The organism is Ruminococcus sp. N15.MGS-57 (assembly GCF_000980385.1).
Taxonomy (GTDB): domain Bacteria; phylum Bacillota; class Clostridia; order Oscillospirales; family Ruminococcaceae; genus Hominimerdicola; species Hominimerdicola aceti.
The window spans coordinates 13,485-36,526 of record NZ_LARF01000019.1; the positions used below are offsets into that span (position 1 = coordinate 13,485).

The 23,042-nt window shown below is 41.9% G+C and carries 24 protein-coding genes; 15 read left to right on the forward strand and 9 right to left on the reverse strand.

What is annotated here, in order from left to right:
• Positions 1-87: 87 nt before the first annotated feature.
• Positions 88-1,020, reverse strand: coding sequence for a hypothetical protein (locus WS40_RS05765; RefSeq protein ID WP_046440935.1), 933 nt, complete (start codon positions 1,018-1,020; stop codon positions 88-90).
• A gap of 337 nt (positions 1,021-1,357) precedes the next feature.
• On the opposite strand from WS40_RS05765, the gene WS40_RS05770 reads away from it, so the two are divergent.
• From WS40_RS05770 to nrdD, 3 genes are all read left to right on the forward strand, one after another.
• A complete protein-coding gene (locus WS40_RS05770; RefSeq protein WP_046440938.1) occupies positions 1,358-1,885 on the forward strand; it encodes an SH3 domain-containing protein in 528 nt (175 codons plus the stop codon).
• Between the two features lie 56 nt (positions 1,886-1,941).
• A complete protein-coding gene (locus WS40_RS05775) occupies positions 1,942-2,628 on the forward strand; it encodes a M48 family metallopeptidase (protein WP_046440978.1) in 687 nt (228 codons plus the stop codon).
• Between the two features lie 132 nt (positions 2,629-2,760).
• Complete coding sequence (nrdD, locus tag WS40_RS05780; protein ID WP_046440940.1) at positions 2,761-3,051, forward strand: anaerobic ribonucleoside-triphosphate reductase; 291 nt, start codon at positions 2,761-2,763, stop codon at positions 3,049-3,051.
• Positions 3,052-3,126: 75 nt separating this feature from the next.
• Here the strand turns inward: nrdD and WS40_RS05785 are convergent, their stop codons facing one another.
• The 5 genes from WS40_RS05785 to WS40_RS05805 all read right to left on the reverse strand — a co-directional run bounded on the left by WS40_RS05785 (position 3,127) and on the right by WS40_RS05805 (position 9,544).
• Entirely contained in the window at positions 3,127-3,948 is an 822-nt protein-coding gene (locus tag WS40_RS05785) for a zinc ribbon domain-containing protein (protein ID WP_046440942.1), read from the reverse strand.
• A 132-nt stretch (positions 3,949-4,080) separates the two neighbouring features.
• Complete coding sequence (locus WS40_RS05790) at positions 4,081-7,029, reverse strand: YfhO family protein (RefSeq protein WP_325208444.1); 2,949 nt, start codon at positions 7,027-7,029, stop codon at positions 4,081-4,083.
• Positions 7,016-7,963: a glycosyltransferase family 2 protein gene (locus tag WS40_RS05795; protein ID WP_022286531.1), complete on the reverse strand. Its 948-nt coding sequence runs from the start codon at positions 7,961-7,963 to the stop codon at positions 7,016-7,018. Before WS40_RS05795 ends, WS40_RS05790 begins: the two co-directional genes overlap by 14 nt.
• A gap of 78 nt (positions 7,964-8,041) precedes the next feature.
• The gene (locus WS40_RS05800; protein ID WP_046440943.1) at positions 8,042-8,626 is read right to left on the reverse strand and encodes a hypothetical protein; all 585 of its coding nucleotides are present in this window, start codon (positions 8,624-8,626) and stop codon (positions 8,042-8,044) included.
• 48 nt (positions 8,627-8,674) lie between these two features.
• The gene (locus tag WS40_RS05805) at positions 8,675-9,544 is read right to left on the reverse strand and encodes an AraC family transcriptional regulator (RefSeq protein ID WP_046440945.1); all 870 of its coding nucleotides are present in this window, start codon (positions 9,542-9,544) and stop codon (positions 8,675-8,677) included.
• A 170-nt stretch (positions 9,545-9,714) separates the two neighbouring features.
• On the opposite strand from WS40_RS05805, the gene galE reads away from it, so the two are divergent.
• The 4 genes from galE (at position 9,715) to WS40_RS05825 (ending at position 12,389) form a co-directional block, all read left to right on the forward strand.
• Positions 9,715-10,725, forward strand: a complete 1,011-nt coding sequence (gene galE / locus WS40_RS05810) for a UDP-glucose 4-epimerase GalE (RefSeq protein ID WP_022286528.1) — start codon at positions 9,715-9,717, stop codon at positions 10,723-10,725.
• A 159-nt stretch (positions 10,726-10,884) separates the two neighbouring features.
• On the forward strand, positions 10,885-11,301 hold the full coding sequence (locus WS40_RS05815; RefSeq protein WP_195551838.1) for an STAS domain-containing protein: 417 nt from the start codon (positions 10,885-10,887) through the stop codon (positions 11,299-11,301).
• Positions 11,302-11,305: 4 nt separating this feature from the next.
• Complete coding sequence (gene spoIIAB / locus WS40_RS05820; protein WP_046440948.1) at positions 11,306-11,722, forward strand: anti-sigma F factor; 417 nt, start codon at positions 11,306-11,308, stop codon at positions 11,720-11,722.
• Position 11,723: 1 nt separating this feature from the next.
• On the forward strand, positions 11,724-12,389 hold the full coding sequence (locus tag WS40_RS05825; protein ID WP_022286525.1) for a sigma-70 family RNA polymerase sigma factor: 666 nt from the start codon (positions 11,724-11,726) through the stop codon (positions 12,387-12,389).
• Between the two features lie 935 nt (positions 12,390-13,324).
• On the opposite strand, the gene WS40_RS11460 is transcribed toward WS40_RS05825, so the two are convergent.
• On the reverse strand, positions 13,325-13,867 hold the full coding sequence (locus tag WS40_RS11460) for a helix-turn-helix domain-containing protein (RefSeq protein WP_325208445.1): 543 nt from the start codon (positions 13,865-13,867) through the stop codon (positions 13,325-13,327).
• Positions 13,868-14,043: 176 nt separating this feature from the next.
• Here WS40_RS11460 and WS40_RS05835 point away from each other — a divergent pair, with 176 nt between their 5' ends.
• From WS40_RS05835 to WS40_RS05845, 3 genes are all read left to right on the forward strand, one after another.
• Entirely contained in the window at positions 14,044-15,033 is a 990-nt protein-coding gene (locus WS40_RS05835; protein ID WP_046440952.1) for a 2-hydroxyacid dehydrogenase, read from the forward strand.
• Between the two features lie 737 nt (positions 15,034-15,770).
• Entirely contained in the window at positions 15,771-16,811 is a 1,041-nt protein-coding gene (locus tag WS40_RS05840; protein WP_046440954.1) for a helix-turn-helix transcriptional regulator, read from the forward strand.
• Positions 16,812-16,813: 2 nt separating this feature from the next.
• Positions 16,814-17,581, forward strand: a complete 768-nt coding sequence (locus WS40_RS05845) for a uracil-DNA glycosylase family protein (RefSeq protein WP_046440956.1) — start codon at positions 16,814-16,816, stop codon at positions 17,579-17,581.
• A gap of 144 nt (positions 17,582-17,725) precedes the next feature.
• Here the strand turns inward: WS40_RS05845 and gdhA are convergent, their stop codons facing one another.
• A complete protein-coding gene (gene gdhA, locus WS40_RS05850) occupies positions 17,726-19,078 on the reverse strand; it encodes an NADP-specific glutamate dehydrogenase (RefSeq protein WP_038670652.1) in 1,353 nt (450 codons plus the stop codon).
• Positions 19,079-19,486: 408 nt separating this feature from the next.
• On the opposite strand from gdhA, the gene nth reads away from it, so the two are divergent.
• The 5 genes from nth to WS40_RS05875 all read left to right on the forward strand — a co-directional run bounded on the left by nth (position 19,487) and on the right by WS40_RS05875 (position 21,996).
• Positions 19,487-20,113: an endonuclease III gene (gene nth, locus WS40_RS05855; RefSeq protein ID WP_046440959.1), complete on the forward strand. Its 627-nt coding sequence runs from the start codon at positions 19,487-19,489 to the stop codon at positions 20,111-20,113.
• A 66-nt stretch (positions 20,114-20,179) separates the two neighbouring features.
• The gene (locus WS40_RS05860) at positions 20,180-20,716 is read left to right on the forward strand and encodes a DUF5662 family protein (RefSeq protein ID WP_046440962.1); all 537 of its coding nucleotides are present in this window, start codon (positions 20,180-20,182) and stop codon (positions 20,714-20,716) included.
• A gap of 11 nt (positions 20,717-20,727) precedes the next feature.
• Positions 20,728-20,931 carry a hypothetical protein gene (locus WS40_RS05865; protein ID WP_038670658.1) on the forward strand — a complete coding sequence of 68 codons (204 nt, stop codon included), beginning with the start codon at positions 20,728-20,730 and terminating at the stop codon, positions 20,929-20,931.
• Positions 20,932-21,281: 350 nt separating this feature from the next.
• Complete coding sequence (locus WS40_RS05870; protein ID WP_022286828.1) at positions 21,282-21,557, forward strand: HU family DNA-binding protein; 276 nt, start codon at positions 21,282-21,284, stop codon at positions 21,555-21,557.
• Between the two features lie 31 nt (positions 21,558-21,588).
• Positions 21,589-21,996 carry a DUF6465 family protein gene (locus tag WS40_RS05875; RefSeq protein WP_046440964.1) on the forward strand — a complete coding sequence of 136 codons (408 nt, stop codon included), beginning with the start codon at positions 21,589-21,591 and terminating at the stop codon, positions 21,994-21,996.
• Between the two features lie 178 nt (positions 21,997-22,174).
• Here the strand turns inward: WS40_RS05875 and WS40_RS05880 are convergent, their stop codons facing one another.
• Positions 22,175-22,729: an SH3 domain-containing protein gene (locus WS40_RS05880; protein ID WP_046440966.1), complete on the reverse strand. Its 555-nt coding sequence runs from the start codon at positions 22,727-22,729 to the stop codon at positions 22,175-22,177.
• Positions 22,730-23,042 lie beyond the last annotated feature (313 nt).

Consider the following 23,042-nt stretch of genomic DNA (forward strand, 5'->3'; position numbering starts at 1 on the left):
TATGAGGTGTTGACCTTATTATAATACTAATGCTTTTATCTGTCAACTTTCAGAATAAAAAAAGGCAGACACCTTGCCCGCCTTTTGTCACTCTTGTGTGAAAACTATCCATTTTATGTTTTTGGGGCTTATCTCGTCAAGATACTCTGACGGCACTGTGACAGTTATCTGACGTTTTGAAGTCGCCCCTGCCTTGTTCTCGGGTATCTCTTTAGCCACATATATGAAAAGGGAATCCTTGTCCTTGACCGCCCTTACTGCTTTGTAGTCGATATGTTCATATCCTGAAAGCTCTCCTTTTAGAAAAATAACATGGTTGTTGAAGCCGCCTTCGTTTTCAAAAGCTTCCATATCCTTTTTCATTTCCTGAATTTGCAGCTCACCATTGTATTTCAAATAATATTCACTGAAATCATCATAATTTGAAAACATTTTTTGATAGGGGAATGTCATGTTGGCTTCACTGCTGCACTTGTATATCTTTTGCTCAAAAGGAACGTCTGTAAGCTCACTTGTTACATTCTCTGTCTGATAAAGCTTGTTGCTTCCTGCGTAATATACCGTCAAGCCGTTTTCACAAACGCTGTAAAGGCTGTCGGCAGAAAGCTTTTTTGAGAAAAGCTTCATGCTGCCCTCAGAAAAGTCCTCAGATTCTATGGTAAGAACTCCACTGTCCCCCTCCAAATAGCTTTCAGCATGTATCACCTGCGTGCTTGTGCATACTGTTATCTCAGCCTCAGTGCCGCTTTTTACGCACTCACAGAACTCAGCCCAGCGCATATCACTTTCTTCCGAAGAGTCCATGAAAATCATACCATGCTCTCTAGCCGTGTCAGCAGTTATCTCACTGCCGTTCCATGCTGAGAAAAATATCTTTGCAGGGCTGTCAACGACTTCCTCTTGTTCGATAAACGAGGAGTTTTTAGTATTGACTACGCTCTCTTCAGATCGACCGCAGGCTGAAAAAAGGGTCAGGAACATTGCAGCAGACAATGCACCGCAGATAATTTTTTTATGCAACTTCCTGCCCCCTTGCTTTTATACTATAAGGGCAACGCCTCCCAAGGCACGCCCTTAGAACTCATTATATCACATTTTGTTGATTCTGTTAATATGTATTTTAATCAAATTAGTAAACGCCTATTTGGCTATAATGTCAAAATATCGGTGTAAATATGGCAAATATCTCAAGAAGAGGGCTTAAAGAGTGAAATGTGACAATATTGTAATTAAACTGTCATTGACATTGATGATAAAAAATATTATAATATGTTTATGTACCTGTGCTTTGTTTGCAGGTGTGCAGGTGTGTTCCTGCAAAAGGAGGCGAAATGTGACGGCTTGTGCCGTGCAATATATGGATAATAACAAGAATAACGTTTCCCGCAAGGCTTCGGGAAATACGGCGAGCGTTGTCGCAATAATAGTTGTGGGCATATTTGTGCTGTGCGTGATACTTCTGCTTGCCAAGGGGCTTTTTGCAAGCAATAGTTCAGAAGTGCCAAAGGGTATAAATACTGCCACCATAAATACAAATGAGTCTGTGGCTGAGCCAGTGAACAGCGCCGCCCCTGCGGATACGTCCGTTACTGATAACAGCAGTGTGGACGAAAGCGGTGCGGTAACAGATGTGTCCAGCGACGAGTCTAGCCAGACAGATGTGCTTGAAGTAATGTATGTCACAGAGTATGCTTATCTTCATGTGGCACCTGATAATGACGCTGAGAATATCGTTTGTATGTCACCGGGCGTTCAGGTAAACGTTCTTGAATATGAGGATAACGGATATGTGAAGATAAATTTCATGAACATAGACGGTCCACTCACAGGATATATTTATAAGGATTATCTTACAACAGACAGCTCTATAGCAGTACAGTGGTAAAAAATACAGCGCCGCACAAAAGAATGTGCGGCGCTTTTGGATATGGGGGCTTTGAAGTGCCGAAATATAATACTTTTATCGAGGATAAAAACGGTGAGCGCATAGACTTTATCCTTGACGTTGCCAAAAGAAGTCGCCTTAATATGGGTATGCGTGACGGCACTTTGACAGTGCGTGTGCCTTACGGCTGTTCAAAGCAGCAGCTTGAAAGCTTTATTAATAACAATCTGGGCTGGATAAAGGAGCAAAAAGACAAGGCGGCGGTGGGTCTGCCGAAAGATTTCTGCGATGGCGAAAGGCTCAGACTTTTGGGGAACGAGCTTACCCTGACCCTTGTTCAAACTGATAAGTATTTTTCTCCCAAGATAGAGGACGGCAAGCTTCTCATTGCCGTGAACAAGACCAACGACCAGACCTATGTAAAAGAGCAGACCACCAAGTTCATAAACGATCTCACAGTGGCGGAGATAACAAAAAGTATGCAGAAAATGTCTGCCTCCACAGGGCTTGTGCCTGAAAAGGTCACAATAAAACCGCTGACAGCAAGTTGGGGAAGATGTATCTCAAACAGGCATATTTCCATAAACTCAAAGCTTATCGTTTTCCGCCGAGAGTGCATTGATTACGTCTGCCTTCACGAGCTTTGCCACTTGGTCTTTATGGATCACAGCAAGGATTTCTGGGCTTTGGTGGGCAAGTTCTGTCCCGATTGGCGAGGCATAAGAGAAGAAATGAAAGGCTGACCATGCAGGCATACCCTACAAAATATACTCATGTGCTTTGTAGGTATTAACTATTGACAAATACAAGATATTGTGGTATCCTTTTATTGTGGCAACAATATGTATAACAAAGAAAAATGGAGGTAATGTAAAATGGTAAATGTGAACGTAACAGGCGGGGAGATGTCCCAGGCAGAGATAAATTCATATATCGACAGGGCGCAGAAGCTTTACCCTGAAAAGACTATCCAGACTATCGACCTAAAAATAGACGGCGACTTTGTTGACGTTGATTATCACTTTGCAGACGTGCCTTTTCAGCGTATAAGAAGAATAACAGGCTATCTTGTTGGAACTCTCGACAGATTTAACGACGCAAAGAGAGCGGAGGTCCGTGACCGAGTAAAGCATGGTCTTGCAAGCCCCAGCGTATCAAAACAGTAAAAATGAAACACGGCATATGTCACCGAAAAAGTGGCATATGCCGTGTTTTTTATGGAAGTGTATTGGTGTAGCTTTTTAGACCTTGTTTCCGCAAACGCTGCAAAATTTGGCTCCGCTCTTCAGCTCTGAGCCGCAGTGAGGACACTTTTCAGGTGCGGTCTGCTCGACAGGCTGTTCAGCCGTTTCTGTAGGTGGTTCTATAGGCTCTGTCTGTTGTGGTATCTCAGGCTCAACTACGCTTTGTGACATAACAGGCTCGGCATTGTCGGGCTTTCTGAACTGTGACATATCAGGCTGAGCAAAACTCTGTTCTTGCGGTGTAGTCATTGGGATAGGCGCAGGGGCATTGTCAGGCGTCTTTGCGGCAACAGGTATCTCAACGGCGAAATCTTCGCCCATAAGTCTGCCTGCAATAACAAGTCCACCGATAAAAAGCAGGAAAGCCGCAATAAATGGCAGAACATCATCAGCAAGTGAAAGGGCTACCCTGAACTTGTCATTGTCATAGCCCATTGTTATAGCGTTTGAGAAGTGACCTTTTACCGTAACATAGTATATCATTATGCCCTTTGTTATCATCACAACAAATGGGAAAAGGATAAGAAAGCCTGCGAATGCACCATCAAGCTTTTTCTTGCCCTTTGCTCTTGCAGATGTGAAAAACGCCACAAGGCTGAATATGGCGAGTGCGCATGAAAGACCATAGGTGTTCACATAAGCGAAAATGTCGGGGGTGAACAAAACGTCTATCTTGTTTGTGAAAACGTTGTTGTAAACGAGCTTTCCCACAGGGTCAGCAAGAGCACCTGCTGCCGAGAGAATGAATGCGAAAAAACTCAGCAGACACAGGGACATTCCTGCATATGTAAGCTTCTTGGTGTAGATCTTTTTTGCCATTTTGATTATTCCTTTCATTTGTGAAGTCTTTATCCGCTGTCCGAAAAAATAGGGGCGGATAGAATTTCCGTCCCTATTATAATACTATTTTATAAAAGCCTTGTCAATAGATTTTTTTCGCAGCTTTCGTCGCTATTTATCGTTTTTGCCGCTATCTTCGTCCTCACCGAGAATATTTTTCATCATCTCGTTTATGTGCCGAAGCTTTTCGTCATCATCATTGTCAGGTCGGTATATCCTCAGCGGTTCGTTCGTTGTATCAGTTGTGTCATTTATCACAGGGGTTGTGGCATTCTCACTGCTCTCAGCCGTAAAGTTAGCTTTTGCAAGCACCTTTTTCATGACTTTTCCACGCTTATATTCAAACAGGAATATAAGCACCAGCAGGGCAACACCAAAGCCCGTTATGATAAGAGATACCTTCCAATAGTCAGGTGAGAACTTCATTGTTATCTTGTTTTCACCCTGCTCCAAAGGGATAGTTATAAGGCTGTCAAGAGATTTTTCAGCCGTCACCTTTTTGCCGTTCACAGTGATAGTCCAGCCGTTTTCGTATGGTATGGTTGTGAACAGTACAGAGCCGTCATTTTCAGCATTAACAGTGCCTTCGAGATAAGTGTCCTTAAAGCTTGTGACCTCAAGCACATTTTTCTGCATATCAGCGCAGGTCTGTGCAAAGCTGTCATAATCAAAGGTGTAGAAAAGCTGGTCTTTCCAGTAAGCTTCGTTATCGTCATTTGCTACCGTTATGCGTATGCGAAGCTCCTGCCCCTCGTAGAATTTGCCAAGATTCATAATGGAATAATTGTCGCCCACAAAGAACTGACCTGAATATTCCATAGGCTCAGAGCCGTCCATATAATCGTCCTCGTCCTGTATCCACACGTTGCAGGAACGCTCATATTTGGTTGGAAGATACATATAAAGATATGAGTCCTTATCCATTTTCACAACATAGTCAATGTGACATTCTGCAATGGAAGTGTCTGTAGGGAAGTATTTCGTGTGTCCGTCAGTGAGCTGAGATGTAGAAACGTTCTCCATTTCGCTGTTTATAACAGGTATCTTTGTGAAATATTCCTTTGTTGTGCCTGCGAGGGCGTTGAATACCATGTTCTGATTTTCAAAAGGATTATCTTCAGAAAGTGACACGTCCTCAATGCTCGGTGACGATACCATGCCAAGACCAAGAGCGTTAGGGTTGTTGTAGAATTTATATGTTGCGTCGCCCTCAGTGTATTCTGTAGTGAGCTTGTATTCCTCAGGGACTTTAACTCTTGTGCCTACAAAAGAGGTGTTGCCCGTTTTGTCCATAAGATATTTTATGTCAAACAGAGCGTCGGTCATGAAAGTTGTGCCGTCATATTTTGTGTAGTGACCGCCGTAAGCATAGCCAAGCTTGTGGAGCATCATAAGGGCAGGTGCGTTCATTGTTGAGCTTGAATGTGAAATGCCTTTGTAGCCTGTTCCGATAGGGTCGTTTACAGTTCTGTGGAAAGTTGCCTCCATGCGGTAGAAAAGCGACGGGTCATATTCCTTCATCATTGACACAGCGTTTCTCGTCTGCGTCATGTAAGGTTCATAAGAGGTGTATTTGCTGTATGCAACGTCAGTGTCTATCTTGTCGATAGTGTCAGCACTGTTTGCAAAAAGCTCAACCGCAAGAACGCCTACCATTACGATACAAACAGCCTTTGATTTTGGATATTTCTTGATAAGATAGATAAGTGCGAAATATGCCGCCAGAGCTATCATGGATACCCATATGCCTTGTATAACGTTTGTGGTGTCGCCTGTTTCACTTGTCTTTGTTTCAAAAAGCTGGAAGTGAGAGTAGTTCTCACGCTCACACCAGAAGAGAAATACCATAAGTCCGAAGAAAATTCCGCCGATGTTCTTTGCCGTTATGCCCTCGAGGTTTTCAAACGCCCTGAACGCCATTACTATCATCAGGAATGAGAATATGAAAGAATATCTGTAAGGCAGCCAGTTCGGCACTTGGAAGCCGTGCATCGCCATGTCGGCAGGCTTTATATACATTAGTATTACAAGCAGGAAAGTGAGCAGACCTGTAGAGGTCTTTTCTTTCATCGTTATCCTGTCGTTCATAAAGAACAGCGGAACAAGTATCAATACAGCCGTTCCGCAGTATATCATAGGCATACCCTCAGGGTAAACAGTGTCATATGACATTGGGAAAAGCTTTGTTATGAACGTGAGAAAATCAAATTGTGTTGCAAGTGAGAAATCAGGGTCAGTGAATTCAAATTTGCCAAGCTTCAAAGAATTGTAAACGGTTATAAGAACGAACGCTGCACACATAAGCGCAACAAGCGTGCCGATACCGAAAGCCACACAGCGTGAGAAGAACTTTTTTGGCAATATCCTGCCCTCTCTTGAAAGGCAGTACCAACAGAAGTAGAAAAACGTGAAAATTCCTACCATATAGCCGATGTAGAAATGTGCAATGAACATAAGCGCCAGCGGCACTATATAAGGCACAAGCTTGCCCTCATCAACGAGCCTGTGAACGCCCCAGCATATAAGCGGCAGATAGATAAGTCCGTCAAGCCACATGGGGTCCATAAGCTGTACCACCATGTATGACATAAGAGCATACATGGTAGGGAATATGATAAGTGAGATAGTTTTAGGCTTCTGCACTGATATCTTTTTTAAGAAGAACATGAACGTCACAGCCGCCGTGCCTATCTTTGCAAGCTGTAAAATAAGGATAGAGGTCGCCATCATCGTTCTCGGCAGCAGCACAAGTATCAGCATAAAAGGGCTTGCAAGATAATATGCAAACACACCGAACATTTCTCCGCTGAGGTTTCGTGACCAGTTGTAGATAAAACTGCCGTTGCCATGGAAAGCGTCACGGAACTGCTCGTAGTAGTAAACATACTGACCGTTCAGATCAAGCACAAGCACCGAGCTGTCGCCTATAGGGTGTATCTTGAAAAACGCATAGGCAGAAAACATTATTGCCACAGGCAGAAAGAACACCAAAAAGTACAGCCGCTTATCATAGCACCATTTTTTTATAAATGAAAGGGGAGATGTCTTAGTCTTTTCCATTCTTTTTCTCCTCGTCGTCTTTTCTTATGATATCACGGATTATGTATCTAGGCCGCTGTTTTATCTCCTCGTATATCTTTGAGAGATAAAAGCCTATTATTCCAAGACTGAACATTATTATACTCGATGTGAGAAGCTGTAGGATTATGACCGTTGAAAATCCTACCGCCGACGCACCGATAAGCTTTTTGATAAGGGTGTGAAGTCCCAGTATGACAGAGAAAATAAACGTTATGACACCGCATACTGTCACTATCTGCAAAGGCGCAGAGGTAAAAGAGGTTATGCTGTTTATGGCGAATTTGAAAAGCCCCTTTACAGACCACTTTGATTCGCCTATCTCTCTGTCAGCAACGTCAAAATATACACGCTCCGTCTTGTAGCCTACCCAGCTTGACATTGCTCTGAAAAACGTCAGTCTTTCAGGCATTGCATTCAGTGAATCTACCACAGCCCTGTCAAGAAGCTTGAAATCGGAAGCCGCTTCCATGTCCAGTCCGCTTGACTTGTTTATCATCTTGTAAAACCACAGAGAGAAAAATTTGTATACAGGGTTTTCCTTTCCACGGGAATTTTTTCTGCCCTCAACAATGTCAACGTCATTGTTTTTCCAGATGTTGTACATCTCGATTATGACCTCAGGCGGGAACTGCAAATCACAGTCTAGCAGTACGCAGGCGTCGCCCTTTGCAGTTTCAAGTCCTGCGAAAATTGCGCTCTCCTTGCCGAAATTTCTTGAAAAATTCACGCCCACGATATGCTCGTCATTGCGTGCAAGGTTTGAGATTATATCCCATGTTCTGTCCTTTGAGCCGTCGTTTACAAAAACAAGCTCATAGTCTATACCGTTTTCGCTGAGAAGCTTTGAAACAACAGAAGCACATTTTGCAACGTTGCCCTCCTCGTTATAGCTTGGTATTATTATTGATAGCATTTTTCGTTCTCCTATTCTTTGTTGCCTTTATACACAAAACAGAACGCCATTTGTGAACATGACGTTCTTGAAATATCCTTATTTGTTTTCTCTTTCACGGCGTTTTTCATAATCTGTCCTCAGCTTGTTGAAGTTGTAAAGCATGATGAGCAGGAAAATATACACAAGTATCTTTGCTATTGCCGCAATAACGCCTGCAAGGGTGGTGACGAACTCTATTGGTATTAGCCTGTTGAGCAGGTCGCCCCCAAAGTAAATAAACGTCATAAGAGCAAGTTTGTTGAAACTGCCCTGAAGCCTTACAATGTTTGAAACGTCTTCCACAAGCTCTCTGTGGCTGTCAAGCGCCACAAGGAACATTCTCATAAGGTTCAGTGACATATAGACAGTTGCCGCCGACAGCAAAATGCTTATAACGTTCGCCGCCATTGCCGCAGGGGAGAGAAGTTTCAATAGAAGCTGACATACCACCGCAAGAGCGCACATAGCGGAAGAAGTGTAAGCAGGCTTTTTAAGATGTGCGAAAGCGTCAGTGCGTTCTTCAGCCTCAGCCGTTCCCACTGCGAAAAATAAAAAGCCTGCAAGCTTTATAACGTAATTAGAAGTCCAGCCTGCGTTTAGCATGAAAAGCATGAAAAACGAGCCGACCATAAAGAAATTCATTGTTTAAGACCCTTTCGTAGCTGATTATACCTATTTATTATATCTCATTTATATACCCTTGTCAACCGAAAACGCCTTGTTTTCACCTTTTGTACACAAAGCGTCAGCCCTGTATTCCGTAGGTGACACACCCTTTGTCTTGTGGAATATCCTTGAAAAATAAAGGCTGTCATTATACCCTACCGACCTTGCCACGGCCGACACAGGAAGCTCAGTTTCTTCCAGCAAACGGCAGGCGGCGTTCACACGGAAATCAGTTATATACTGTGCAGGAGAAAGCCCCTCATATTCCATGAAAGCTCGATATAGCGTGGCACGGCTCACGCCAACGAAATCGGTGGCATTCTCGACCCCTATCCCAAGGGTGTAGTTGTGTGCAATGTAGTTTTTCGCCTTTGTGACATATCCCTTTGCGGTGCCCCCAGAACGGCTTTGACTTCCAGAGCGTTCCATAAGAATGCCCAGCGTGATGTAAAGCTGACCTGTCATTTTCACAAGATCTGAGCTTCTGTTTCCACTAAGACGATAAATGCGTTCAAGACTGTCTTTAAGCTCGCTTCCAAAGTCTGCGGAGATAACGGGACACTCTCTTGTGAAGCCTGCACGATCAAGGATAAATTCAGCGTCAGAGCCGTTGAAGCCTGCCCAGTAGTATTCCCATGGGTCGTCCTTGTCGGCAGTGTATGTTATAACAGTGTAGGGGTAAATGAGAAAGGTGTCCCCTGTGCTAAGGTGATACTCTCCCTGCGGTGTTTTGTATATGCCCTTGCCACTTATGATGTGGTGGATAAGATAATGGTCACGAACACCGCTTCCCCAACTGTGAAGCCCCTGACATTTTTCATAGCCCACGTTGTATACTGACAGCGAAAGTGCGTCCGTCTGGTCTGATTTAAAGGAATGACGGTCTGTATTCATTCTGTGTGTTCCTTTCTGTGAGATGGTCTGTTAAAGATATGATAGCATATTTTTATTCTCTTTGCAACAAAAATCCATGTGTTTGAAACAAAAATGGTATTGCAAAAACGTGAAAATATGGTATAATGTAAGTGTAAGAAAAAACCTGACATATTTGGGAGGTAAAGAATATGGCAAAAATACTCGTTACAGGCGGAGCAGGATTTATCGGAAGCCACACCTGCGTTGAGCTTCTTGAAGCAGGCTATGAAGTAGTTATAGTTGATAACTTTTCAAACTCAAAGCCGGAGGCTCTTAACAGAATAAAGAAGATAACAGGCAAGGACTTTGCTTTTTATGAGGCAGATCTTCTTGACCTTGCGGCGCTCGAAAAGATATTTGAAGAAAACAAGATAGACGCTGTTATACATTTTGCAGGTCTTAAAGCTGTTGGCGAATCTGTTCAGAAGCCTGTTGAATATTACCATAACAACATCACAGGCACTCTCATGCTTATCAAGGCAATGAGAAAATACGGCTGTAAGAAGATAGTTTTCTCATCTTCCGCAACAGTTTACGGCCCTGTGAACAAAGCTCCATATACGGAGGATATGCCTACATCAGCAACAAACCCTTATGGCTATACAAAGGTAATGATAGAGCAGATACTGAGAGATGTTTATGTTTCCGACAACGACTGGTCAGTTTCACTTCTGAGATACTTCAACCCTATCGGCGCACATAAGAGCGGTCTTATCGGCGAAGACCCTAACGGTATACCAAACAATCTGCTTCCTTATATCTGTCAGGTAGCAGTAGGAAAGCTTGAAAAGCTCGGTGTGTTTGGCGACGATTACGATACTCCTGACGGAACAGGTGTAAGAGATTATATCCACGTTGTTGACCTTGCTAAGGGTCACCTTTGCGCAGTCAAGTATGTAATGGAAAACAAGGGTGTTGAAGCCGTAAACCTCGGCACAGGAAAAGGCTCAAGCGTTTATGACGTTCTTCACAGCTTTGAAAAAGCCTGCGGAAAGAAGCTTCCATATGTAGTAAAGCCAAGACGTGCAGGCGACCTCGCAACCTGCTATGCTGATACAGCAAAGGCAAAGAAGGTCTTTGGCTGGGAAGCACAATATGGTCTTGATGAAATGACAGCAGATAGCTGGAACTTCATTAAGAATAATCCTAACGGACTTTAAGACATAAGCATAGAACATAATAATTTTCCTAGGCAGGGACACACAAAAAAGTGTGTTCCTGCTTTTTTCACCCATACGATAATGCGACAAAAAAATCCCACTGTAAGTGATAATATATTTTCAGCGGATAAAACGAAAAAATGAAAGGAATGATAAAGCATGAATGTGGAGATAAAAAACTATCCGTCAGCCAGAACTCTTGTGGCAGAGATATGCGGCGATATCGACCACCATACAGCAAAATATTTCAGGGGAGAGATAGATAAAGCCATTAGAAGCCATAACCCTCTTACCCTTATCCTCGACTATTCTCAGGTGACTTTTATGGATAGCTCAGGTATCGGGCTTGTTATGGGCAGATACAGGATAATGTCAGAAATGGGTGGCGAGGTGATAGTGGCGTCGCCTCCTGCTTATATCCGAAAGGTCTTGCAGCTTGCAGGTATGCACAGACTCACAAAGATAGTCACGGATATGACCCCGTATATACAAGAGAAGAAAGCAGCTCAGGAACAGAATGAAAGCCCCGATGACAAAACAAAGGAGAGTGATAAAATTGAAACGAAAACCCCTTAATGAAATGAAAGTCAGTTTTCCCAGCTATTCTGAAAATGAGCGCTTTGCTAGAGTTGCAGTCAGCGGTTTCCTTACTCAGCTTGACCCTCAGATCGACGAGCTTGCAGATGTCAAGACCGCAGTGTCAGAGGGAGTCACAAACGCCATTGTCCACGGATACCGAAACACCCTAGGGGAGATATTCATGCAGATAAGGATATTCGAGAACAGACACGTCTACATAAAAATAAGGGATAAGGGCTGTGGTATCGCTGATGTAGAGCAGGCTATGCAGCCGCTTTTCACCACTGCACCTGAGGAGGAAAGAGCAGGCCTTGGCTTTGCGGTCATGGAAAGCTTTATGGATAAAGTGAAGGTGCGCAGCAAGCTTGGAGAAGGAACTACCCTTATCCTTGAAAAAGCCTTGAAAGAAAGAGTATAAAATGAGCAGCATAGTCGAGACCCCTCTTGCAGAAGAAAATCTGGGGCTTGTTCACCTGTGCGCAAACCGCTTCCGCAACCGTGGCATAGAGTATGACGACCTCTACGGTGCGGGCTGTATAGGTCTTGTAAAAGCTGCGAAAGCCTTTGACAGCGACCGTGGTGTGAAATTCTCCACCTATGCAGTGCCAGTGATATTAGGGGAGATAAAAAGGCTTTTCCGTGACGGTGGCACGATAAAAGTGTCACGGAGCATAAAAGAGCTTTCCATGCGCCTTGTAAGAGAACGTGAGCGATTTTCCATACAGCAGGGGAGAGAACCTACAGTAAGCGAGCTTTGTGAGCTGTCAGGAGAAAGCGAAGAAGCCGTTACTCTAGCCATGAACGTCGCCCTGCCCCCTGTTAGTCTTACTGAAAGCTCAGATGAAGACGACCGCCACGGACAAATAGATATCCCTGTTGATGCTCCTGACATAGAAATTGCTGACAGGCTCTCTCTCCGCCAGGTCATAGCTTCCCTTGAAGCGGAGGATAGAAAGCTTATATACCTGAGATATTTTCAGAATAAAACTCAAATGGAAACGGCAAAACAACTTGGTATGTCGCAGGTGCAGGTGTCAAGGCGAGAAAAAAAGCTGCTCACTTTAATGCGTGAACAGCTTAAATAATATCATTACAGTGGGCGGCTTTTGGTCGCCCATTTTTTACAAATAAGACCTGAGTATCTCGATAGTTTCTTCATGTGAGCAAACAGCGTCAGAATCTATAAAGTGCTGAAAATAATCCCAGAAAGCCTGAACAAGGCTCGTTTCGCTTATCTTCAAATAAGAAAAATCAGAGAAGCAGTTGTTTCTGGCAATGATGTTAAGACTTGTGTTGTCAGAAATGTTGATACAAAGATTTTTCGACACCGCAAAATAGTCGTTCTTTATTATCCTGTAGTCTGCCATGCCGTTTTCACAAAGCGATATCATTATCTGTAGCATTATCTTGCGTTCTGCAAGAGTGGGAAAAGTATATGAATTTCTCGGAAGCTCAAAAATCTCTCCCGTCGTCATAAACTCTGCAAGGCCCTTTTCACTGAACAGATTTACAAATTTGTGTTCAGAAAGAGCCTTCTTGCCCATGGTGAGCTTTGCTTTTACAAATTTCTTTGCGTCAGCTGGCAAAAGTGCATGGGCGTTGTATATATCCTCTGTAAGACAAAGCATGGTGCATGGCTGAAAATCCACGCCGATGAAATTTGCGTTGTCATCGTACCAAAAGTAAACATATTCCAAAATATCCACGGCGTGGTCGAGAAGCTTTGCACATTTTGTCTTGAACTTTTCAAACTGCCGCATATAAAATTCTACCATAGGCTTAGATCTGTATATAACTCCCTCGCAATAATCGCTGTCTGTTCTGATCAGAAAATTATTCGTTATCATTATGTTTGGCATGATGTTCGTGGAGTTGAAATATGCCGACGCACCCTCATAATAATAAAAAGCCTCATACTTTTCATGCTTTTGTGCAAGGTGACATATGAACGGAAAAATATCCAGATTGTATTTTGCGGTGGTTTTTTCACCTGAGGTGTTGTCAAAGAAGAACAGATGGTTTATGGCAGACTCGCTGCCTTCTGCGGCAATAGACAGCAGATTGGTAAGAAACTCTGTTGGCTGAGCGATGACCTGAATGTCAGAACCATTATGAACATCGCTGCATATAAGTACCTGCAGGTTTTTTCTAAGCTCACGTTTGTCGGTATAGATGGATATCTCAGGCACAGAGTTATATCAACTTCTGTCTTGAAAGTCAGAGCGTCAGGATCTTCCATGTTGGTGTTTGCCATATCGTGTATTATCTTTGACACCTGCTTACGGCGATTGTAGACATCTTCCCCCATCTCAGAAATGTTATAAAGCTCCATGAGCCTGCTTTTATCCTCTGTGGAAAGCATGAGCTGCAAGCTTATATTTTCTACAAAATCTACGCTTGGCACTTTCCTTTCACCTTTGAGTATCTTATGAAGATATGTTCTGTCGATACCACATTTTTCGGCAAGGGCTTTTATAGTAATATCTTTTTTCTTTATGTATTCTCTGAGAAGTTCCGAAAATTGTGACATTGGCATCATATCCTTTCTGTAGAAAACAGGCATTTAAAGTATATTTAAAGTATATTTTTACATACCGACACCTATATTATATCCTATTTACGCACAATTGTCAACCTTTGATAATTTTATCTTATTAAGGCAAAAACCGTATATTTTTATAAACAGCTGCAAAAAATACAAGCGTAAAATGAAATACTTTAAAATTTGGAGGAGTTTTCATGAAAATAATATTCTATGACGCAAAGCAGTATGATATAGATTCATTTGAAAAGCAGCGAAAAAACTATCCCGATATAGAAAGCATCTACCTTGAAGCTGACTTGACGGAAGACACAGCAAGGCTTGCCGAGGGCTGTGAGGGCGTGTGTGCCTTTGTAAGCTCAACGATAACAGGCTCAGTGCTTAGACGGCTCCATGAACACGGTGTAAAGCTTCTTCTTATGCGATGTGCAGGCTATAATAATGTTGATATAAAAGCCGCCGATAAATACGGCATAACAGTGCTTAGAGTGCCTGGGTATTCTCCGGAAGCCGTGGCAGAACACGCCATGGCGCTTGCGCTTGCAGTAACAAGAAGAATACACAAGGGCTATATAAAGGTAAGAGAGAACAATTTCAGCCTGAATGGTCTTATGGGACTTGATTTCCATGGCAAGACTGCTGGTATAATAGGCACAGGCAGGATAGGTGCGGCAATGTGCAGGATATGCCACGGCTTTGGTATGCGTGTTATAGCTTATGACGTTTATCAAAATCCCGACCTTGATTTTGTGAAATATTATCCCCTTAGCGAAGTCCTGAGAGAAAGCGACCTTATCTCGCTCCATTGCCCCCTGACAGAATCAAGCTATCATCTTATCAATACTGAAACTATCTCCCTTATGAAAGAGAATGTTGTTTTTGTAAATACCTCACGAGGTGCGCTTGTGAATACCGAAGACCTTATAAAAGGTATCAGAAGCAGAAAATTCCACGGAGTGGGTCTTGATGTTTATGAGGAAGAAACAGAGAATGTCTTTGAAAACCGACAGGAGGATATCCTAGAAAGCTCCGTGACCGCAAGGCTTCTGTCTTTTCCTAACGTTATCGTCACCTCTCATCAGGGCTTTTTCACCGAAGAAGCCCTAGCCGCTATAAGCCGCACAACGCTTGAGAATGCTTGTGCTTTTGAGCGTGGCGTTATCATAAAGGAAAATCAGGTCAAATAGACCCACGGGAACATTCCCATAAGTCTGGCATGATATAAAAAAGGCGCTGTAAAAAACGCACAACAAATCCCATGGGTTTCTTCGATATGGAAGCCCACGGGCTTTAATATATCACACAGCAAAAAAACCATCCGATCTTGCAAAAAGAGTATAGCAAACACACTGTCAGATCAGGACAGAATATGGGAAATTGAAGAGGCATATAACAAAATTTTTGCAGGGTTTAAAAAGCGTGAATATGACGGAAGCAACCTTGAAAAGTCAAAATATGCGATCTGCTTGATCAGAAATAACGTTCCTTTTTACATAGAAATGGGATCATCAGCCAACAGAAATATGCGAAGAATAATCAATTTCTTAAAAGGATTTGCAAAAACAGCAGACAAAATACAAGAGCGGAATAAAGAACTTCAAAAGCGAATTAATGATATTACAAATGAACTTAAAGTAAAATCTCCATACATTAACAGTATCACCAAATGTTAATCCAAACTTAGAGAATTTCATAAAGAAATATACGATAGTATGGGAAAAGGCTGTGATAGTTTTCTGTGATTTTAATAGTAGCCAAAAACATATTTGCAAATTTGTAAATGTCTACAAAATCATTGATTTTATTCTGAAAAACATCTCATATCCATTGACTTGTCCTACGCAACTCGGTACAATATAATAAAGATGAGTAACTAATACCGCATCATATTTGGCATTAAATACGTCGACAGGAGATGATAAGTATGGGAAGACAGCCTGTAAAAAATAATCTTATAATGACGCTGGAAGTAATAAAACGGCATTCTGACGTTGATCATAGGCTGACGCAGAAAAATATACAGGAATACTTGCAAACTGATTTTGAACTTACCTGTGACAGAAAAACTGTAAAGCGAAATCTTATGAATTTGATTGAGTTTGGGTTCGATATTGAATATACAGAAATAGAGCGCAAAAATGGTTCGCAGAAATCTGTTGATGATGTGAATGTGATTATCACCGATATATATTATAATCACACATTGGAGCCGAGTGAGGTAAAGCTTATTTCTGACGGCTTGCTGTTCTCAAGGTATGTTACGGGTAGAGAAACGGAGAGACTTATTAGCAAAATTGAAAAACAGTCAAGTCCATTTGCTGAAAATAGAATTAAAGGTTCAGTGAATTATGAAACTATTGGGCATACAGAAAATGCACAGGTGCTTTATACTGTCGAGTTGCTTAATCAGGCAATAGAGGAGAAAAAGCAGATAGAATTTTTATACTGCGAATATGGAACAGATAAAAAACTGCACCCGAAGAAAACTGACAAATATATAATTAATCCATATTACACAGTGACCGCAAACGGCAGGTACTACCTTATTTGCAATGTTGACAAATATGATAATATCGCAAATTTTCGGGTCGATAAAATACTGGAAATACAGTTGATAGATATGCCGCAGAAGGATATACGAAAAACGGCAGGCAACAGCCATGGCTTTGACCTTTCAAAATACATGAAAGACCATATTTATATGTTCAGTGGGGAGACAGTGAATGCAGAGCTTGAGGTAGATCGTTTCCTTATAGGGCAGATAATCGATTGGTTTGGTAAGGGCTTTAACGTGTTGTCAGAAAGCAATGACAAATGCGTAATATCACTAAAGGTCAATGAAAACGCCCTGTTTTATTGGACTATGCAGTATAGTCAGTTTGTTAAAATAATCAAGCCTCAAAGCGTGGCGGACAGAGTTGTAGCGGTGGCTAGGGACATTATTTTGAAATATGGGGAGGAGTAGGTATGGCAGAGAATGAAACTGTAAAAAAGATAAATGAGGAGTTACTGGACGCATTTACGTCTTGGTATAATAAGGTTGCTTCAGAAGTGACGCCATCTATGAATTATACATTTTCCAGACCTTTTATAGGAGGTGTGTGTGATAATTTTGGTGCGGGAAAGAAAAACATTATGATCGTGGGTCAGGAAGCAAGAGGTTTGAATGACTATGGTAAATCACTAAAAGAATATCAGATGTGGAGCATCGGATTCATGTCGAAGCAATTGGGCTGTAAGAAATATTTGAAAAATCAGACATACAGTAAAGTCACTTCGCCTTTTTGGAGGTTTGTTTGCGGTTTTACTGATTATAGCATATACTGGACTAATATTGATAAACTACATCTCATTTCAAAAGGGAAAACAAAACGACTAAAAGACGAATGTGAAAAAGTTCTCAATAAAAAATATCTAAATGATAAGTCGTCAATATTTGAAAGGGAAATAGAGATAATAAACCCAGCAGTTATTATTTTCCTTACAGGACCTCATTATTACAAAACAATGGGATATGCTCTTGGAACTTCTTTCGATGACAAACCCATGCTCACTAAAAAACAATCGAAGCCGATCGTGAACATAACGGATAAATTAGAGAAATATAGTTCTGTTGAGTCTGCTTTCTGGACATATCATCCGAAATTTTTAAACATGAGAAAGGGTACAAACAATAAAAATGAAATAGAAAATGTAATAGATTATATTAAGATAAACATAGATACGAAAAAGTAAATATTGAATATGTTCCCCCTATCAGCGTGACACTAAGACGCTGATAGGGGGATATTCTATTTTTGCCGCATCATATATGATATAAAAAAAGCGGACAGTCAGTTGACTGTCCGCTTCGTATATAGCTTTGTTTATACGCTTATATTAGTAAGCGATACCCTGCCACTTCATTGCGTCAGCGACCTTCAGGAAACCTGCGATGTTAGCACCTGCAACGAGGTTGCCTTCAAGACCGTACTCCTTAGCTGCATTGTATGAGTTGTGGAAGATGTTTGTCATGATGTTCTTGAGCTTAGCGTCAACTTCCTCGAATGTCCAAGAAAGTCTCTCGCTGTTCTGTGACATCTCAAGAGCTGATGTAGCAACACCGCCTGCGTTAGCAGCCTTAGCTGGTCCAAAGAGAACACCTGCATTCTGGAATACAGCGATAGCCTCTGGAGTTGAAGGCATATTAGCACCCTCAGCAACAGCAAATACACCGTTAGCTACGAGAGCCTTAGCTGACTCTTCGTTGATCTCGTTCTGTGTAGCGCATGGGAGAGCGATGTCGCACTTGATAGTCCAAATGCCGCTGCAGCCCTCGTGGTACTCAGCACCCTGTACTCTGTTTACATACTCCTTGATTCTGCCTCTCTCAACTTCCTTGATCTGCTTAACAACATCGAGGTTGATGCCGTTTGGATCGTATACATAACCGTTAGAGTCAGAAAGTGCAACTACCTTGCCGCCCAGCTCTGTAGCCTTCTCTGTAGCGTAGATAGCAACGTTACCAGAACCGGAGATAACAACTGTCTTGCCTGCGAATGTTTCATTCTTCATGCACTTGATCATCTCAGATGTGTAGTAGCAAAGACCATAACCAGTAGCCTCTGTTCTTGCAAGTGATCCGCCGTATGAAAGGCCCTTACCTGTAAGAACGCCTGTGAACTCGTTTCTGATTCTCTTGTACTGACCGAACATATAGCCGATCTCTCTTGCACCAGTACCGATATCGCCTGCTGGAACGTCTGTGTCAGCACCGATGTGCTTGCAAAGCTCTGTCATAAAGCTCTGGCAGAATCTCATAACCTCTCCGTCAGACTTGCCCTTAGGATCGAAGTCTGAACCACCCTTACCGCCGCCGATAGGAAGACCTGTAAGGCTGTTCTTGAAGATCTGCTCGAAGCCGAGGAACTTGATTACTGATGCACATACTGAAGGGTGAAGTCTGATGCCGCCCTTGTATGGTCCTATAGCAGAGTTGAACTGAACTCTGAAACCTCTGTTTACCTGTACCTTGCCATTGTCATCTACCCAAGGAACACGGAAAATGATCTGTCTTTCTGGCTCAACTATTCTGTCGATTATACCTGCCTCAACAAGGTCAGGTCTCTTTTCTACAACAGGAATGAGGCTTTCCAGTACCTCATATACTGCCTGGAGGAATTCCTTTTCGCCGGGATTTCTCTTCTCAACCTTCTCATAAACGCTTTCAAGATACGCATTGTTCAAAGCCATTATTAAAACTCCCATCTTATAAATTATAATTTGTGCACGGCTTTTTTACTCATTCCGCACATCACTTACTTATTATAGCACACTATTTTGCAATTTGCAAGTAGTAAAATGCAAAATTTCATAATTTTATTGAAATTGTATAAAAATCATAGCCTTTTTTTGAAATGTGAAGTAAAATCACAATTATAAATTCATAATTCGTGTAAAATTTCCGTGAAATGTCAACAAATCAGTGTACTGTGGCCAAAGCTGTTCAACCCGCAAAAATGACAAAACACATTTTTATGCCGATATAACGCACAAACCCGCTGGAATATCGTCCCTGATATGAAATTTTGGTTGACGAATCCTGCAAAAAAGTGTACAATATAAAGTAATAAAGCACTTATAAACAAAGGAGCAGTACCGATGACAAAGAAAGAACATGCACAAATAATAGTGGAAAGACTGGAGCAGGTCTACCCCGAGGGCATATGCTCCCTTGACTATAAAAAGCCCCACGAGCTTATGATAGCAGGCAGGCTTTCTGCTCAGTGTACAGACGCAAGGGTGAATATCGTCACGAAAGAGCTTTTTGCAAAATATAAGACCATTGAGGATTTTGCTAACGCAGATGTTGCTGATATCGAGGAGATAATACGCCCCTGCGGTCTGTATAAAACAAAAGCTCGCTCTATCGTGACAATGTGCAGACAGATAATGGATAACTTTGACGGTGAGATACCTGATACCATAGAAAAGCTCACTACCCTTGCAGGCATAGGCAGAAAGACGGCAAATCTTGTAATGGGCGACGTTTTCCATAAGCCTGCGGTGGTCACAGATACCCACTGTATAAGGATATGCGGCAGACTTGGGCTTACAAAAAATAAAGAGCCTGCAAAGGTGGAAGAGGATCTGAGAAAGATACTTCCCCCTGAGAGATCCTCTGATTTCTGTCACCGCCTTGTACTGTTCGGACGTGAATACTGCAAGGCAAGGGGAGAACGCTGCAGCGAGTGTCCCCTGCTTGATATCTGCGGCAGCAGAAAATGACCGCAGGCTGTTGAAATAATAAAGCAAAAGTAGTATAATAAGGTCACAAGATGAAATGCAGAGGAGATGAGCGTTTTGATAAAGGCATGGGAGCATTTCAAGACCATTACAAGACATCGCCACGGAGTGATAAAAAACTGCTATAAGGCAGGCATTTTGTGGCAGGGTCTGAGGCATGACCTTTCAAAATATTCCCCGGAGGAGTTTCTCAAGGGCTGTAAATATTATCAAGGCACACGTTCGCCCCATGAAGCAGAGCGTGAAGAATACGGATTTTCTTACGGCTGGATGCATCACAAGGGAAGAAATAAGCATCACTTTGAATATTGGACGGACTATGACCTGTGTACTAAGCTGATGACCCCTGTGAAAATGCCCCTTAAATATGTGAAAGAAATGTTCTGCGACAGAGTTGCCGCAAGCAAGATATATATGAAAGACAAATACAACGACGGTGCACCTCTTGCGTACTTTTTAAGAGCAAAAAAGACAAGAGCCATCCACCCTGAAACATCAGACCTTTTGGAGAAGCTTCTTACAATGCTTCGTGACAAAGGCGAGGACTACACTTTCGCTTATATAAGACGTTTGAAAAAATATTAGGGGGAGTTTCCATGGGAATTTTCAAAAAGAAAACTGTCAAGCCCGTCCCGGAGGAGTGCAGGGGAATGGAGATAAAAATAATGTCAAGCACCTGTACCGGCGAGAAAACTATCGGATTTTATAACCGCAACACTCGTGAGATAATGTATCCCGAGCTTGTGAAAAGCGACAGCGATGTTGAGGCTTTTTATGAAAAATACGGATTGAAAAAATGAATTATGTTGCATGAGAGAATATATAAAAGAATGTAAATATTTAATGAACTTTGAAATGAAATATATGTAAGAATATTTTGTGGGTGATTTTTACAGAGTGCGAAAAATAGGCGTTTATAAAAAAATAATGATGCTGATCGAAAGTTAATTATGGCTAAATTATAAATACTATTTCCAATGTGTGAATAAGTACAAAAATCAAGCGGTGACTATGCCTCTTTTTTATGTAAAGCTACAAAGATTGCAAGAAAGCACGCAAAATCGGGCAAATTAATTGACAATAGGGGTCAAATACGTTATAATAACAGCATAAAAACAATGTAAAAAATTATAACGGAGGTAGATTCAAAATGACAAAAAATGATCTGATATCCGCAATAGCAGAAAAGGGCGGCTATTCTAAAAAGGAAGCAGAGCAGGCACTTGCGGCTGTAACAGAAACTATCACAGAGGCACTTGTAAAGGGCGAAAAGGTATCTATCGTAGGTTTTGGTGCATTTGAGGTAAGAGATCGTGCAGCTAAGGATTCTATCAATCCTGCAACAAAGAAGCCTATCCATGTTCCTGCAAAGAAGGTTCCTGCATTCAAGGCAGGCAAGGCTCTTAAAGAGGCTGTGGATAAGTAATTAGTAACACTTTTAAAGGAGAGGTTTTACAATGGCTGAAAAGAAGATCACCGCTGACAAGAAGGCAGAAGAAGCTGTAAAGGAAGTCAAGGCTGAGGTAAAGTCTGCTGCTGAAAAGACAGGTGCAGCAGTAAAGGAAACAGCAAAGAAAGCTGTCAAGACGGCAGAAAAGGCAGTAAAGACCGCAGCAAAGGCAACAAAGGCAAAGAAGGAAACTGTAAAGAAAGCAGTTGAGGCTGAGATAAAGGACGAGGTATTCGTTCAGTTCGCAGGCGTAGAGATAAATGTTGAAGCTGTAGTGGCTGCTGCAAAGGCTGACTACAAGGCAAAGGGTCACAGAACACCAAAGACAGTTTCAGTATACATCAAGCCTGAAGAGGGCGTTGCTTACTACACTGTAAAGGGTGTAGGCTCAGAGGACTATAAGGTAGAACTCTAATTGTAACATTTGTGTGTAGGGGCGAACAGCGTTCGCCCGCTATTTAACACGTTCTATCTGTATGATAAGCTACATCAAGCGGAGGACAACACCTCCGCTTTTTTTGCATATATAAACAGAAAGTGCAGCATATTTCCATGCCGCACTTTCTGCGTTATTTAAGAAATCGTAAAACACATTACTGTGGTGGTGTCGAGAAGAATGTCTGCCATGCGTAGCCCTTTGTGCCATTATATTCAACATAATACCAGCCGTTTTCGTTGCGGTAGTATTTGCAGGTCGCACCCGACGGGATAGTGAGAAGATTTTCACTGCTCGATGTAGGCTGTGGGTGGAGATAAACTGCACTTATGCACTGGATATCACCAACAGCGTCACCGTTGTCATCCTTATCACCGTCATATGGATCTTCGTCAGGCTCAGTGGTCTTTTTGGACTTTTTAGATGTTTCCTGCGGCTTTTCCGAAGTGGTGGTGGTCTTTGGCGGAATGTATTCCGTAGAAGTTATCGTACCGGTCTTTTTCGGAGTGGTGTTGGTGTTCACAAAAAGAGTTTTTGCAAATATCATTATTACTATGGCTACCACAAGTACAGTCAGCAGTATCGCTATTATTCCCTTTACAGTAGGAGTGAGCCAAGTGGAGCTTTCCTGCTGCTGAGGTCTGTTCTGACCCTGCGGTCTGCGATTCTGTTCGGGACGATAGTAGCCTTTATTGTTTCTGTTGTCAGGCATTATTTATATTCTTCCTTTCGGTTCATTGACTAAAGTTCGACACATTTCGTGTCTATATCTTTAATTATACAAAATATAAACTGTTCTGTCAATTAAAATTCGGTTACGATTTACATTTACTTTATAACAATATGGTGTAAATCGGGAGGCGTTTTTATGTAATAGATGTGAAAATTATCAAAGTGGATAGATATAACGTTTTCTTGAAGGCTTGTTTTGTTACAAAGGGAAAAAATATGTTAATAAATTTTCATAACCCTTTTATTTGTATATATAATATGCTATAATAATAACAAATATGAGAATTTTAATA